We start from the raw sequence: 13041 nt of genomic DNA, 5'->3' as shown, positions 1-13041 counted from the left end.
GGCACATATGTCCGGCATTCCGCACGATCATTACGAGCCGAAAACCGGTGGCGAGAAGTGGCTTCACAGCCGTCTGCCCATCGTCGGCCTGATCTACGACACCATCATGATCCCTACGCCCAAGAACCTGAACTGGTTGTGGATTTGGGGCATCGTTCTGGCCTTCTGTCTGGCCCTGCAAATCGTCACCGGTATCATTCTGGTGATGCACTACACCCCGCATGTGGATCTGGCGTTCTCCTCCGTTGAGCATATCATGCGCAACGTGAACGGCGGCTTTATGATCCGCTACCTGCACGCCAATGGCGCGTCGCTATTCTTTATTGCGGTTTATATCCACATCTTCCGGGGTCTGTACTACGGTTCCTACAAGGCGCCGCGCGAGATCACGTGGATCATCGGCATGCTGATCTATCTGATGATGATGGGCACTGCATTTATGGGCTATGTTCTGCCCTGGGGTCAGATGTCCTTCTGGGGCGCGACCGTGATCACCGGCCTGTTTGGCGCGATCCCGTTCATCGGCGAGCCGATCCAGACACTGCTTCTGGGTGGTCCGGCCGTGGATAACGCGACGCTGAACCGCTTCTTCTCGCTGCACTATCTGCTGCCGTTTGTGATTGCCGGTCTCGTGATCGTCCATATCTGGGCGTTCCACACCACGGGCAACAACAACCCGACCGGTGTTGAAGTGCGCCGCACCTCCAAGGAAGACGCTGCGAAAGACACGCTGCCGTTCTGGCCGTATTTCGTGATCAAGGATTTCCTTGGTCTGGCGGTTGTGCTGGTGATCTTCTGGGCCATCGTTGGCTTCATGCCGAACTACCTGGGGCACCCGGACAACTACATCGAAGCCAACCCGCTGCAGACCCCTGCGCATATCGTTCCGGAATGGTACTTCCTGCCGTTCTACGCGATCCTGCGGGCCTTCACCTCTGAAGTCTGGGTTGTGCAGATCGCGTCCTTCGTCACCGGTGGTATCGTGGATGCCAAGTTCTTTGGTGTTCTGGCGATGTTTGGTGCGATTGCCGTGATGGCGCTAGCCCCCTGGCTGGACACCAGCCGCGTGCGCTCCGGTCGTTTCCGTCCGCAGTTCAAATGGTGGTTCCTGTTGCTGATCATCGACTTCTTCGCCCTGATGTGGCTGGGTGCGATGCCGGCGGAAGAACCCTATGCGTCGTTCTCGCTGGTCGCTTCGGCCTATTGGTTCGGCTACTTCCTGGTCATTCTGCCCCTGCTGGGCGTGATCGAGAAGCCGATGGCCATTCCCGAGACCATCGAAGCCGATTTTGATGCCCATTACGGCAAAAAATCCGGCGCTGACGCCACGCCGGCTGAGTAATTGAGAAGGACAGCAACCATGTTGAAAAAACTTGCAACCGGTGCCGCCTTCGCTCTGGCGCTCGTTCCTGCCGCATCTTTTGCGGCAGGCGGGGCAGGCCATGTCGAAGACTACGACTTCTCTTTTGAAGGCCCGTTCGGCACCTATGACACCAACCAGCTGCAGCGCGGCTTGCAGATCTACACTGAGGTCTGCGCGGCCTGCCACGGTCTGAAACAGGTGCCGCTGCGCACGCTGGCAGACGAAGGCGGACCTAACCTGCCTGCGGATCAGGTCCGTGCCTATGCGGCTGATAACTTCAGCGTTTATGACCCGGAACTGGATGAGGACCGCCCTGCGAAGCCGACGGACCACTTCCCGGAGAACAACAACGCTGGTGCTCCTGACCTGTCGCTGATGGCGAAGGCGCGCGCAGGCTTCCACGGGCCTTATGGCCTGGGTCTGAACCAGATGTTCAAAGGCATGGGCGGTGCTGAATATATCGCCTCTCTGCTGGCGGGCTACACGGGTGAAACCAAGGAAGAAGCTGGCACCACCTTCTATGAGAACACCGCCTTTCCGGGTGGCTGGATCTCCATGGCGCCGCCGATTTCGGATGAGCAGGTCGAGTTCATCGATGGCGCGCCGACCGATGTGGAAAGCCTGTCTAAAGACGTTGCGGCCTTCCTGATGTGGACCGCAGAGCCGAAGATGATGGCACGCAAGCAGGCGGGTTTTGTCGGCGTGCTGTTCCTGACGCTGCTGTCGGTGCTGCTGTATCTGACCAACAAGCGTCTCTGGGCGCCGCACAAAGGCAAGAAAACCAGCTAAGCCGGTTCTTCTGTCAGTTACGAACATGAAACCCCCGCACGGTCCTGCCCTGCGGGGGTTTCTTTTTGATCCTTAGGACGGGGCGCTGCCCCTCTGCCCTGCGGGCATTCACCCCGGAGTATTTTGGGAAAGGTGACGGGGCAGAGGGCAGGGGCAGGGCGCGCTGAGCCTGCTACCCGGCGAAGAAGCAGGAGCGGGGCCCTGGGGTCTGAAGATGCTTGAGGAGCGTTTGGGCCATATCTGCGACCGGGGTGCTGCCGTCAAACTCCAGATCATATAGAAGGCCATCATGGACATGCGCCGCATCTCGTGCGGCGCTGCCTGCTGGTCTGTTGCCGCGGATCTTCTCGCGCTGAGTGAGTGTTGCGAGCGGCGGGCGCAGCCCGACAAAGACAATATCATGGCGGCTCAGCAGGGCCTGTAGCTCCGCGTGCCAGCCGGGTGTGTCGAGGATATGTTCGACAATCAGGTCGTTCCCGGCCTCGGCAAAGCCGGCCAGCATGCGGTGGAAGCCGGCAAAGAACGCCGGACGCGCTGTGCTCCAATCGGGATAATCCGCAGGCTGCCAGGCGCCACTGTCGCGCAGGTGATCAATGGAGAGATGCAGAAAGGGCCGCGAGGCCTGATCCCGCAATGCGGATGCAAGTGTGGATTTACCGCTGCTGGAGGCGCCATGAAGAAAGAGAATGAGAGCCATTGATGCATCTGTCTCCCAACGTATAGGCGCGGTCAGCGCGCGGTCAGACCGTGAGCTGCGTGCCTGTGATCCCGGTTGGTGTCGCGGTCACGATCTGCCCTTCGACCTGGGGCGTGGCAAAGGTGACTTCAGTGAATTGTTCGGTTCGGCCCATGTGGGGATTTTCCATCAGAATCTGATGAGCTTTGCCCCTTGCAGCGGCCAGATGCGTCTGAACCTGGGTGTCCCCAGCGGCGCGCAGGCGGGCGGCGCGGTCCTTGATCAGAGTGCCATTGACCTGACTGGGGATCCGGGCGGCGGGTGTGCCCTCGCGCTTTGAGTAGGGGAAAACATGCAGCCAGGTGAGATCACAGTCGGTGACCAGCTTGAGCGAGTTCTCAAAATGGGCATCGGTTTCGGTCGGAAAGCCTGCGATGATATCGGCACCGAAGGTCATCTCCGGGCGCAGTTTGCGAGCCTCCTCGCAGAAGCGGATCGCATCGTCGCGCAGGTGACGCCGGGCCATGCGTTTCAGAATGAGGTCATCGCCGTGCTGTAGGGACAGATGCAGATGCGGCATCAGACGGGGTTCTGTTGCGATCGCCTGCATCAGGTTGTCATCGACCTCGATCGAATCGATTGAGGAGATCCGCAGGCGGGGCAGATCCGGAACCAGCTTCAGGATACGCATCACCAGATCGCCCAGCTTGGGCGTGGCGGGCAGATCCGCGCCCCAGGAGGTGAGGTCGACGCCGGTCAGCACCACCTCATTATAGCCCCGGTCCACCAGCCGTTTGATCTGATCTACCACCACGCCCGCCGGAACCGAGCGCGAGTTGCCGCGGCCATAGGGGATGATGCAGAAGGTGCAGCGGTGATCGCAGCCATTCTGGACCTGCACATAGGCGCGCGAGCGGGTGCCGAAGCCATCAATCAGGTGGCCTGCGGTTTCCGTCACGGACATGATGTCGTCGACCTGCACCTTTTCGGTGGTGCCGATGAAATCCGGTCCCTTGGCGATTTGCTGCCAGGTGCCTGCCTGCATTTTTTCGGTATTGCCGATGACCTGTGTGACCTCATCCATGGCGGCAAAGGTCTCGGGCTCGGTCTGGGCGGCGCAGCCGGTGACGATGATCGGCGCGTCGGGGTTTTCGCGGCGCAGCTTGCGAATCTCCTGCCGGGCCTTGCGCACCGCCTCTGCCGTGACAGCGCAGGTGTTCACCACGACGGCATTCTGCAGCCCGGCCTGCTGGCTGAGCTCCTTCATGGCCTCGGTCTCATAGGCGTTCAGCCGACAGCCGAGTGTTGTGAACTTGGGGGCGTTGGTCACTTGGAGAGGCTTTCGAGGAATTGGCGGGTAAAATGGCCGTCGGCCACATGCATGGTGGGGCCGGTCATCCAGACGCCGTCTTCGCGCCAGTCGATCCAGAGCGTGCCGCCGTCCAGATCAATCTGCACCTTGCGTCCCGTCAGCCCGCGACGCACAGCGGCCACGGCTGTTGCGCAGGAGGAGGAGCCGGAGGCCAGCGTAATGCCAACACCACGTTCCCAGACCCGCATCCGCAGATGGTCCGGGGCGACCACATGGGCGATCTGCACATTGGTGCGTTCGGGATACAGCGGGTGGTGTTCGTAGCGGGCGCCAAATTCGGCGAGCGGGATCACCTCTGCGTTTTCTACAAAAAAGGTGCAATGCGGGTTGCCCATGCCGGTGGCGGTCGGCGCCCCTTCGATGGGGAGTTCGAGCGTATCGACATCCTCGGCCAGCGGGATATCCTGCCAGTTGAGCTGCGGCTGACCCATGTTGACGGAGGTGAGCCCGTTTCCGGCATCTTCCGCCAGGAGGAGACCACGATCGGTGGTCAGGCGCAGGTGGGTCTTGCCGCTTTCATCCAGCAGATGGCGTGCAATACAGCGGGTGGCATTGCCACAGGCGGCAGAGGTTGATCCATCAGCGTTGTAGAACGTCAGATGCGCGTCCTCGTCGCCCTTTGTGATGACCGTCAGCTGATCAAATCCGATCCCCATCTGGCGATGGGCGATTCCCTCAGCCATGGCCGGGGTGATGTCCCAGGTTTGATCGCGCGCGTCCACCACAACGAAATCGTTGCCGAGGCCATGCATTTTCATAAAGGGCAAGCGGGTGTCTGATCCTATGGTCATTTCGGGCATATAGACCTCCGCCGAAGATGAATCCACCCTTGCAGCAAGAAACTTGAAAAAAGGGGTTGACCGTCTCAGCCCTTACCCCTAAATACGCCGCCTATCGGGACAGCAAGACTGACACGGTCGCGCCGCTCCGAAGCAAATTAAGTGCTTGATCCTTCTGGATTATGCCCTTAAAGAGCGACCAAGGAACGACACATCGTTCCGATGAAGAAGTGGGCCGTTAGCTCAGTTGGTAGAGCAACTGACTTTTAATCAGTGGGTCGCAGGTTCGAATCCTGCACGGCTCACCACTTTTCATAAATTTTCCTTTCCTTTCCTTTCCTTTCCTTTCCTTTCCTTTCCTTTCCTTGCTTGGGTTTGGTGTCAGATTTGACGAACCTCTTCGGAGGGTTCGCCAAATTACGCTCGCCATTGGGGCGGGCGATCAGTTTCTCAATCGCGGAATCGGCCATCCCCTCGCGACCTGCGGCCTCGGTGTAGCGTTGCACGAGAGCTAGCGTTTTGTGCCCCGTTACTGCGCCGATTTCATGTGCAGTGGCTCCAGCCTCGGCTAAACGATGCGCACAAGCCTTGCGCAGGCCATGGGCGGAGCACTGGGGTAGTTTCGCGTCTTCTGTCCAACGCTGCATGAGATTTCCTAACCCACCGGCGGAGCGCACCTTCCCTTTCTGAGTGGCAAGAAAAGGGCGGTCCTCAGGCAATCCTTCCAGCACTTCGGCCAAGTCCGGGTGGATCGGCACGGAAACTAGCACGCCGCCAGAACGTTGTGTCTTCTGTCGCCGATACCCGATCTTTCCATCGCGGATGTTTTTTGGCCCCAGCTTCACCGCATCAACCCGCGCTGCGCCGGTGTAGAGCATCAACGTAACTGCCGTATGTGCCAGCGATCCTGGTTTGTGAGCCGCGAAGAACTGTGCCAGCTCGTCCTCGTCCCAGGTATGAAAGCCGTCACCGCCCACGCGGAAGGGCTTCGTAGCCCGTGCAGGGTTATCACTGCGCCAGTCCAACGAAACAGAGAAATCCAGTAACTGGATCAGTCGCTTACGCAGGTTGTTTGCTGCCGCCGGTGTTTCTGCTTTATCAGCTAGCAATGACTGAACGTGCCGCCGTTGCATCAGTCGCACTGGCTTGTCGCCGTGTTCCTCACGGAATTTTTCGACGATCCCGCGGTAGACTTTCTGTGTGCTTGCTTCAAGATCCAGAAATTCAGGTGAGCGATACCAGAGCGCGACGAGTTTGCTGATGCTGTATGGTTGCACACGGTCCGCGCCGATCTGCCCTCGCGTTTTGTGACCATTCACAGCGTCTTCGTATCGCTGGATAAACTCTTCGGAGCCGTATTCGCTCCCCAATTCGGCTGAAAAAGCACCCTTCCGAAATCGCCAACGCCGCTTGCCGTGCCGGTCGAAATAAGCCGTCGCGCCGGGAAACTGTTTCTGGCGCTTTAATTTCAATCCCATGGGTTGTTGTCTCCCTGGGGAGGGTCCTCGGTGCTATAGATCACGACTTTTCCGTCGCGACTTATCTCAGACCGAACTACGGGAATGCCAGCATCTCGGTATGCCTTGAGGTAACGTGTAAGTTCAGTTTGAGTTAACGAAGCGCGGGGCATAGCCATAGCGTTTCCTCTACTTGGATACTTTAGAAAGCCTGGTTTCTGCTTTGATGGTGAACTTCTCTACATACCGCTCCCAAGCTCCCGAAGGTATTTTGGGGTTTCTTCTGCCTGGAGCCGTATAGATGTGATCCAACATATCTTCCTTAATGAGATAGCGGATGTTTGAAACTGAAATGCCCACGCGCTCGGCCAGTTCTTTGGGACTTTCGAGATGTATGGTCATACGCTTCCTCACTACTTACCTTTTGTGATCATTCGAGCTAGGATCACACAAGATGATGCAGAATCGAACATAAGTTATCATTTGATAACTTGTGAGTTCAAATGGAGCGATCTGTCAATGGGGTTGAGTGGTATCGGGCTTAGATTGCTCGAAATTCGCAAAAAGCATGGTTTCACGCAGTCTGTCATGGCGGCAAAGCTCGATATTGCGGACCGGACTTACAAATTCTATGAGCTTGGCCGACGCGAGCTGCCTGTGGCTACAGCAGTCAAGTTTTGTCAGTTGTTCGAAGTAGATATCCGATGGCTTCTTCTTGGCGACGGACACCCTGCAGAGCTTGATTTGCCCAGTATTGTTGAAGAGTCCGCACTGGCGGTGCTCAATGAGTGTTCCGAGATGGAGCCACCGCTTTCCAATGAGAAGATTGCCAAATTGACTGGCTATGTAGCTGAGCAGTCTGTGCAAAAGGGTACTCCCGCTAGTGAAGAGGCGGCGGCAGTTATTAGGATTATGAAATGAAATACGAATTTGAAGCGTTGGACGGCTTTGTAAAGGCAGTCTTCAGATGGGTTAGGATTCTACGTATAAGCGGTACATCGTTTTTGATGGTAGCGGGCTGCGTGTCTGTTGCTATTTTTGGCACAGAAGCGTGGAGGTGGGACCTTTTCACAGTGTGCCTAGCAATTCTCGCTGGGGTGGGTTTATTCAGTGTCTTTTTGTCCGAATTGTTTCACCGCTTGATCAAAAAGCACGTTGATATCGATCCACCTCTATTTTAGGGGTCATTTGAGGATAGGGGCGGAATCCTACGCTAAAGCCGCCTTCTTCTCCGCTATGAGTAAAATGTCGTCTTCGAGCCCAACTCTTTCATATTCTGCATTGCAATGAATGTCGGCTTCACAATTCGCCAGTGTAAGCTAAAGCCTCACGAATTCGTGCTGTTGCAAACTCGAAGAAGGCATGAACTCGGGCGCTTCTGCGGATATCAGGATGTGCCAACATCCAGAGATTTGAATTGAACTTTTCGTCGGGATCGTGCACCCGAACAAGATCAGAGTATGCTTCGCCCAAATAGCATGGCAGTGCCCCAAAACCGAGGCCCCCGCGAACCAGGTCGAACACACCCATCAGAGAACTGGATACAGTCACCGGCGCTCCCTCGGCTTTGTGCTGCAAGGTGATCTGGCTCATCGGCGATTGGTTGAGACTGTCATTCAGTCTGATCCATCGTTGCTCGTTTGTAGGCTGATCCCGCATAGCATCGAGGTAATCTCTGCTCGCATAAGCAGCATAGGCGAGATTGGTCAGATTGCGACCGATCCAGTGTTCCGGCGGCGCATTTGTCGGGCGCAATGCGATGTCTGCGTCACGCTGCATCAGATCGAGAGGGCGCGTGCCGGACAAGAACCGCAATTCAATGTCGGGATACTTCTGTTGAAACTCCGAAAATACCGGGGTCAGGCAGTGGAGCAGTGAATCTGTTGTTGTCACCGTCAACGCGCCTGCCAACCGCAGGTCCTGACCACCCAACTCCCGTTCAATACTGTTCATGCCATCGCGGAGCTGAATACCGTTTCGGAAAAAGTGTTCCCCTGCCGCTGTCATGACGTAGCCGTGACTCAACCGTTCAAACAATGTGACGCCTAACCTGGCTTCAACTCCTTCAATTCTGCGAAAAACGGTCGAATGGTTGACCCCCAAGTGGCGCGCAGCCCCAGACAGGCTTCCAGCCTCGCACACGGCAAGGACAAACGGGACGTCGCTCCAATCCAGTCTCTGTGCATTCATGCAAACTCTCCTTGCTGAAACTGTGAATTATTTTGCGCGTTTTAACAAGTTATCTGTTGTTCAAGCGAACAATGGAGACACGAAATGCATACTTCCCTGAACCTGCCTGAGCGTGTTGGCCCCAAGCCGGAAACCACACATGGTCTTCCGCACGCCCAAGTTACTCAGCACGGCCCCGACGACATCGTTGATCAAATGCGCGACTGGGCGTTTTCCTTGCCCGGTGTTGTTGAGGCGCACAGCCTTGTGTCGGTTCCCGGCGCTCGCGCGATGGTCATGCATGACGGTGCCGCCTGCAATCATGATGCTTTCATGATCGGTCGCGAGATCGCTCACATCCACCCCAAACCCGACAATGGCAGCATGCATGTGCAGCTGCCCCGAGATGATGCACTGGAAGTGGTCAAAAAAGGCTGGGGTGAACATCACACTCTGGTCGATTTGGGTCGCCGTCCTGTCGGGTTGGTCATGGTCTATTCGCCACGTGACGAGGTCGAATTGGCCATCATCAAGTCCATCCTTGGCCGGTCCTACGAATACGCCACCGGCAAAGAAATCGCGGCGTAGCCCCCCAACCCATCGAAAGGAGACTCCAATGAAACACGTGCTCATGAGCGCTGTTGTAGGATTGCTTTTCGCAAGTTCTGCGATGGCAACAGAAATTGAAACCAAGTCGCTCGAAGAACTTTATGCCGAAGCCGTTGCCGAAGGCGGCGAGTTGGTCATTCGCGCAGGTGGCGATAAGGACGATCAGGCCGATTACTACCTGGATATGTTCAAAGAGCGCTTTCCAGAAATCAATGTCACGCACAGCGTTGATCTAAGCTTCTACCATGCGTCCCGCTATGACAATGCGCGGGAAGACGCCAGCAAGGCGAACGTGCCGGATATCATTCAGTTTCAAACCCTTCACGACTACGACTACTATGCCGAGCGCGGGTTGCTGGAGCGATACAAGCCCAAGAACTGGGAGCAGGTCTATCCGGATTATAAAGACCCTCACGGGCGTTGGATCGGCCTGTTCGGCGTGGCTTTCACCAATGTGTTCAATTCCGACCTCATCAATGAAGCTGATGCTCCGCGCGATGCGCTGGACTATCTGGACCCGGCGTTGAAGGGCAAAGTCATCCTGACCTACCCGCACACCGATGACGCCGTACTGTATCAGTTCTGGAATCTGAAAGAGAAATACGGTTGGGAGTATCTGGAAAAACTCGTCGCGACAGAGCCGATCTGGGTCCGTGGCACGTCAATGCCCTACGTTGCGATTGACAACGGATGGTATGGCGCAAGCTTCACGACCTCCTGGGCATTTGTGCCATTTGAAGGCAGCGATACACGGCTTGTATTGCCCGAAGAAGATTACTTCCTGACTTGGTTCCAGACCGCAGCGATACCGACCGACGCAAAACACAAAGCGGCGGCCAAGCTCTACCTGAACTGGATGCTCTCTGAGGGATTCCAAGGCAAGTGGCTGCAATTCCCGGTGCGCATGGATGTTGAATCGCCCGATGGCTACAAATCTCACCTGCACTACAATACCTCGCCCGCAGACTTCCACCGGTTCATGCTGAAGCGCGATCAGGTCGAGCGTTTTCGTCTGCAAATCGAACAGCTCGTCGGTCCGGCTGAAGGTCCAGCCCCTCTCGAATTGGACTACAGCGTCAAACCTTAACCCCACCCACAGCTTCGCGTTGCGATTACGACGCGGCAACGCGAAGCTTCTTAAAATCGGAGAAAATCCATGAAAATCATTATCGTAGGCGCAACCGGCCTCATTGGCGGCGCAGTCGCAAATGCCCTCTCGGCCAACCATGAAATCATCAGCGCCGGATACAGCGACGGCGACCTGAAAGTCGATCTCGGTTCCAAAGCCTCCATTGAGGCGATGTTCAAGGATGTCGGCACCGTTGACGCCGTGATCAGCACCGCCGGGCTTGCCGGTTTTGCGCCCTTCAACGAACTGGACGACGCGGCTTACGACCTTGCGCTTAGCAACAAGCTAATGGGCCAAATCAACCTTGTCCGCGTTGGACAGAGACATATCAGCGATGGTGGATCGTTCACGCTCACCGCTGGCATACTGTCACGAGAACCGATGCCGGGCTCGGTAGTGATCAGCATCGCCAACGGCGCGCTGGAATCCTTTGCCAAGGCAGCCGCACTCGAAATTGACCGCGACCTACGTGTAAACACCGTCAGCCCCGTCTTCGTCAAAGAAACAATGGAGATGATGGGCATGGATTCAAGCACGGGCTTGTCCGCGGCAGACACTGCAAAGGCGTACGTCGCTGCCATCGAAGGCAATATGAACGGCGAAACCTTGGATGCGCCTGACTACGCATAACGCTATGAGCTAAGAAAACTTGCTTGGAAAACAAACCTGCCGTTCGGACCGCGAGGCCGAATGGCAGGTTTTGTCCGCTCAGAGGCAACCCCAATCCGCCCCGGTTCGAAGCCACCATGTTGGCGAAACCATCAATTTCCTCGGAAATTGTGTAGTGAGTACACATTTAAAATGTTGACTGACGCGCTTCGCGCGACTTGATCCTTGAGTCGGGGCTGTCTGCCCCGCACCCCGAGGATATTTTCTGAAGGTGAGAGGCATTCTTGAGGAGAAATGGGCACTGTAGTGCGTAGTGCTTGATCGCCCAGCGAATACGTAGATATGGCGGTGTATCTGAGAGATTTAGCCTTCCATTTTCGTTAGAAACGAATACTCGGGTCATCTTTGGGTGTCGCGAGAATTTCGGTGACACGGCAATGAGCCTCCATCCATGCCCTTTTGTGAGGGCACACCCAGGACATGACATCAAGAATATTTTGATAGTCTTGTTCCAAGTGTCGCTGGAAAACCGGCTCATGGTGCGCAATCCGATTTCTAAATGTGCGCAGGTAGTCAAGTGGTGTGTGCGCCGCTGTTCGGTTCAGCGAAACAGCATGAGGAAACGCATGGCGAAGTGCAGGGCGCCATAGGGTCATTTCATAGTTTGCCCGTTGCCGATTCTGTGGGTTCAGTCGACCGCCGCGACCAAGCAAAGAAACCCAGAAGCCGAATGAGAGCCCAGCGATAACGTGCGGCGGATCAACAGTATAGCGGTTACGTTGAAGGTCACTCTTCGTTTGTGCAACTTTAGCGCGGGAACGACTGTCGAGGCCTGTCGCGATGCTGTCGTACCAATCTGCACCATACGCTGCGGTTAAATGAGAGTGCATCGCATTGCGTACAGCAACTTCGAGTGCTTGCAGAGGCCCATAAAATGCTGCACTTACGGCTGTGTTCCACGTGTACAGGCGCGCTGCCAACTCTTTGTCGCCTCGCACGGCGTCTAAATACGTTGCAAAACGCTCCGATGAAAGCGTTGCCTCAAGCTCGATTAGGGAGTTCGCACTATACGCGTACCCCTTGACATCTAAGTTCATATCGTCCATATCATCTTTGTTCGCCCCGGACCCGCCTCTGCCCTCGGTATGCGCCCGGGGCTCAGCTTTTCTGGGGCCTACTCCTCGCTATTGCTACCTGTCGCTTTAGCCTCACGCCGCTTGTAACCCCGCTTAGAGACAGCTTTACGTTCTTCTTTTGCTTCGTCTTCTACCTTGCGAAACTCGGGTTCTAGCTCTTTCAGACGCTTCACCAGACCTGATAGGTCATAGATGTTCGTCTGTTTCCCTCCGTGTGATGCACGTCGCTCAATACGTTGAACATATCCAGCTTGCTCGAGCTCAGCTATGTAACGTCGCACTTGGCGCTCACTTAAGCTTAGACGCTCGGCAAGCCTTTTAACTCCAGGATGCGGTTTTCTGGCATCGTCCCACCAGAAATCACACAATTGCATCAAAACGGCTAATTGAGTGGGGTTTAGCCCTAGGCGTTGTTGGGCGCGAAGTAGCAGCGATGGGACTATGCAAAAGCCCAGATCAATTACTTTCTTACCCCATTTCCTTTCGGACGACGTACCCGCTTTCTGCTTTTTTGGTCGAAGCTGCACGACCACCTTGTCACTTCCATCTTGTTGCTCGTCAGACATGGCGATAACCTCTCTTTGAGTATGTGTATCGCACTGAAATTATTTAGTTTCAATGACAAGCCACTAGACATACATGACCGCTAAGACCAGTCGCGTATGACCGCTACCTCCGGTTCAAAGTGTCCGATAAATAAGTACCGATATCACGTAGTACCCGTGAAGTCGGACGAACGAGTATGTGTTGGGTGCGGACGCACATGTCAGGAGGGGTGCAGTTTTGACCCCCTATTTTCTTTAACAATTCAGAGAGATACACCTCTTAGGCGCTACTAATCGCATGTTGTCAGGTTTTTCCGATCATCCCCGCCAATAGGGCGGTCATTCTAACTCCCGATGCCATAAATACGGGCATGCGAAGTTCCTGGGAGTGCCTATTTAAAAATATTC

Annotated in this window: 14 protein-coding genes and 1 tRNA gene; 7 read left to right on the top strand and 8 right to left on the bottom strand. The window is 55.8% G+C overall.

The features are described from left to right. Positions 1-7 precede the first annotated feature (7 nt). Positions 8-1342, top strand: coding sequence for a cytochrome b (gene petB / locus D1820_RS11965; RefSeq protein ID WP_118069231.1), 1335 nt, complete (start codon positions 8-10; stop codon positions 1340-1342). Positions 1343-1360: 18 nt separating this feature from the next. Further along, positions 1361-2152, top strand: coding sequence for a cytochrome c1 (locus D1820_RS11960; RefSeq protein ID WP_096872893.1), 792 nt, complete (start codon positions 1361-1363; stop codon positions 2150-2152). A gap of 172 nt (positions 2153-2324) precedes the next feature. On the opposite strand, the gene D1820_RS11955 is transcribed toward D1820_RS11960, so the two are convergent. The 3 genes from D1820_RS11955 to dapF are packed head-to-tail and all read right to left on the bottom strand — an operon-like array spanning position 2325 to position 5000. Continuing rightward, positions 2325-2849, bottom strand: a complete 525-nt coding sequence (locus tag D1820_RS11955; protein WP_118069229.1) for a chloramphenicol phosphotransferase CPT family protein — start codon at positions 2847-2849, stop codon at positions 2325-2327. Between the two features lie 43 nt (positions 2850-2892). Further along, a complete protein-coding gene (mtaB, locus tag D1820_RS11950; RefSeq protein ID WP_102898000.1) occupies positions 2893-4158 on the bottom strand; it encodes a tRNA (N(6)-L-threonylcarbamoyladenosine(37)-C(2))-methylthiotransferase MtaB in 1266 nt (421 codons plus the stop codon). Next, on the bottom strand, positions 4155-5000 hold the full coding sequence (gene dapF, locus D1820_RS11945) for a diaminopimelate epimerase (protein ID WP_118069227.1): 846 nt from the start codon (positions 4998-5000) through the stop codon (positions 4155-4157). The genes mtaB and dapF overlap by 4 nt, the downstream gene beginning before the upstream one ends. Before the next feature lie 211 nt (positions 5001-5211). Here dapF and D1820_RS11940 point away from each other — a divergent pair. Then, positions 5212-5287 (top strand) — tRNA-Lys (locus D1820_RS11940). Here the strand turns inward: D1820_RS11940 and xerC are convergent. Together xerC and D1820_RS11930 are read right to left on the bottom strand one after the other, a co-directional pair. Further along, positions 5282-6457, bottom strand: a complete 1176-nt coding sequence (gene xerC, locus D1820_RS11935) for a tyrosine recombinase XerC (protein ID WP_118069226.1) — start codon at positions 6455-6457, stop codon at positions 5282-5284. The two genes, D1820_RS11940 and xerC, sit on opposite strands and share 6 nt — an antisense overlap. A gap of 168 nt (positions 6458-6625) precedes the next feature. Next, positions 6626-6838, bottom strand: a complete 213-nt coding sequence (locus tag D1820_RS11930) for a hypothetical protein (RefSeq protein WP_118069224.1) — start codon at positions 6836-6838, stop codon at positions 6626-6628. Between D1820_RS11930 and D1820_RS11925 the strand changes: the two genes are divergently transcribed. Beyond that, positions 6827-7357: a helix-turn-helix domain-containing protein gene (locus D1820_RS11925; protein ID WP_118069223.1), complete on the top strand. Its 531-nt coding sequence runs from the start codon at positions 6827-6829 to the stop codon at positions 7355-7357. The genes D1820_RS11930 and D1820_RS11925 overlap by 12 nt on opposite strands. A 378-nt stretch (positions 7358-7735) precedes the next feature. Here D1820_RS11925 and D1820_RS11915 read toward each other — a convergent pair whose 3' ends face one another. Next, entirely contained in the window at positions 7736-8626 is an 891-nt protein-coding gene (locus tag D1820_RS11915) for a LysR family transcriptional regulator (RefSeq protein WP_118069219.1), read from the bottom strand. Positions 8627-8710: 84 nt separating this feature from the next. On the opposite strand from D1820_RS11915, the gene D1820_RS11910 reads away from it, so the two are divergent. The 3 genes from D1820_RS11910 to D1820_RS11900 all read left to right on the top strand — a co-directional run bounded on the left by D1820_RS11910 (position 8711) and on the right by D1820_RS11900 (position 10973). Then, positions 8711-9193 carry a luciferase family protein gene (locus D1820_RS11910; RefSeq protein WP_118069218.1) on the top strand — a complete coding sequence of 161 codons (483 nt, stop codon included), beginning with the start codon at positions 8711-8713 and terminating at the stop codon, positions 9191-9193. A gap of 28 nt (positions 9194-9221) precedes the next feature. Beyond that, entirely contained in the window at positions 9222-10301 is a 1080-nt protein-coding gene (locus tag D1820_RS11905) for an ABC transporter substrate-binding protein (protein WP_118069217.1), read from the top strand. 69 nt (positions 10302-10370) lie between these two features. Continuing rightward, the gene (locus tag D1820_RS11900) at positions 10371-10973 is read left to right on the top strand and encodes a short chain dehydrogenase (protein ID WP_118069215.1); all 603 of its coding nucleotides are present in this window, start codon (positions 10371-10373) and stop codon (positions 10971-10973) included. Positions 10974-11332: 359 nt separating this feature from the next. Here the strand turns inward: D1820_RS11900 and D1820_RS11895 are convergent, their stop codons facing one another. Continuing rightward, entirely contained in the window at positions 11333-12058 is a 726-nt protein-coding gene (locus D1820_RS11895) for an Abi family protein (RefSeq protein ID WP_162894095.1), read from the bottom strand. Between the two features lie 68 nt (positions 12059-12126). Continuing rightward, a complete protein-coding gene (locus tag D1820_RS11890; RefSeq protein WP_118069214.1) occupies positions 12127-12654 on the bottom strand; it encodes a helix-turn-helix domain-containing protein in 528 nt (175 codons plus the stop codon). Positions 12655-13041 lie beyond the last annotated feature (387 nt).

It is taken from the genome of Phaeobacter sp. LSS9 (assembly GCF_003443595.1).
Classification (GTDB): Bacteria; Pseudomonadota; Alphaproteobacteria; order Rhodobacterales; family Rhodobacteraceae; genus Phaeobacter; species Phaeobacter piscinae.
Note: the sequence above shows the minus strand (reverse complement) of the source record. Positions and strands in the feature narration are given on the sequence as shown.

Bases quoted from the DNA above. Each gene is read 5' to 3' on its own strand.
- petB (WP_118069231.1), top strand. From the start codon at position 8: ATGTCCGGCATTCCGCACGATCATTACGAGCCGAAAACCGGTGGCGAG.
- D1820_RS11960 (WP_096872893.1), top strand. From the start codon at position 1,361: ATGTTGAAAAAACTTGCAACCGGTGCCGCCTTCGCTCTGGCGCTCGTT.
- D1820_RS11955 (WP_118069229.1), bottom strand. From the start codon at position 2,849: ATGGCTCTCATTCTCTTTCTTCATGGCGCCTCCAGCAGCGGTAAATCC.
- dapF (WP_118069227.1), bottom strand. From the start codon at position 5,000: ATGCCCGAAATGACCATAGGATCAGACACCCGCTTGCCCTTTATGAAA.
- xerC (WP_118069226.1), bottom strand. From the start codon at position 6,457: ATGGGATTGAAATTAAAGCGCCAGAAACAGTTTCCCGGCGCGACGGCT.
- D1820_RS11925 (WP_118069223.1), top strand. From the start codon at position 6,827: ATGTATGGTCATACGCTTCCTCACTACTTACCTTTTGTGATCATTCGA.
- D1820_RS11930 (WP_118069224.1), bottom strand. From the start codon at position 6,838: ATGACCATACATCTCGAAAGTCCCAAAGAACTGGCCGAGCGCGTGGGC.
- D1820_RS11915 (WP_118069219.1), bottom strand. From the start codon at position 8,626: ATGAATGCACAGAGACTGGATTGGAGCGACGTCCCGTTTGTCCTTGCC.
- D1820_RS11910 (WP_118069218.1), top strand. From the start codon at position 8,711: ATGCATACTTCCCTGAACCTGCCTGAGCGTGTTGGCCCCAAGCCGGAA.
- D1820_RS11905 (WP_118069217.1), top strand. From the start codon at position 9,222: ATGAAACACGTGCTCATGAGCGCTGTTGTAGGATTGCTTTTCGCAAGT.
- D1820_RS11900 (WP_118069215.1), top strand. From the start codon at position 10,371: ATGAAAATCATTATCGTAGGCGCAACCGGCCTCATTGGCGGCGCAGTC.
- D1820_RS11895 (WP_162894095.1), bottom strand. From the start codon at position 12,058: ATGGACGATATGAACTTAGATGTCAAGGGGTACGCGTATAGTGCGAAC.
- D1820_RS11890 (WP_118069214.1), bottom strand. From the start codon at position 12,654: ATGTCTGACGAGCAACAAGATGGAAGTGACAAGGTGGTCGTGCAGCTT.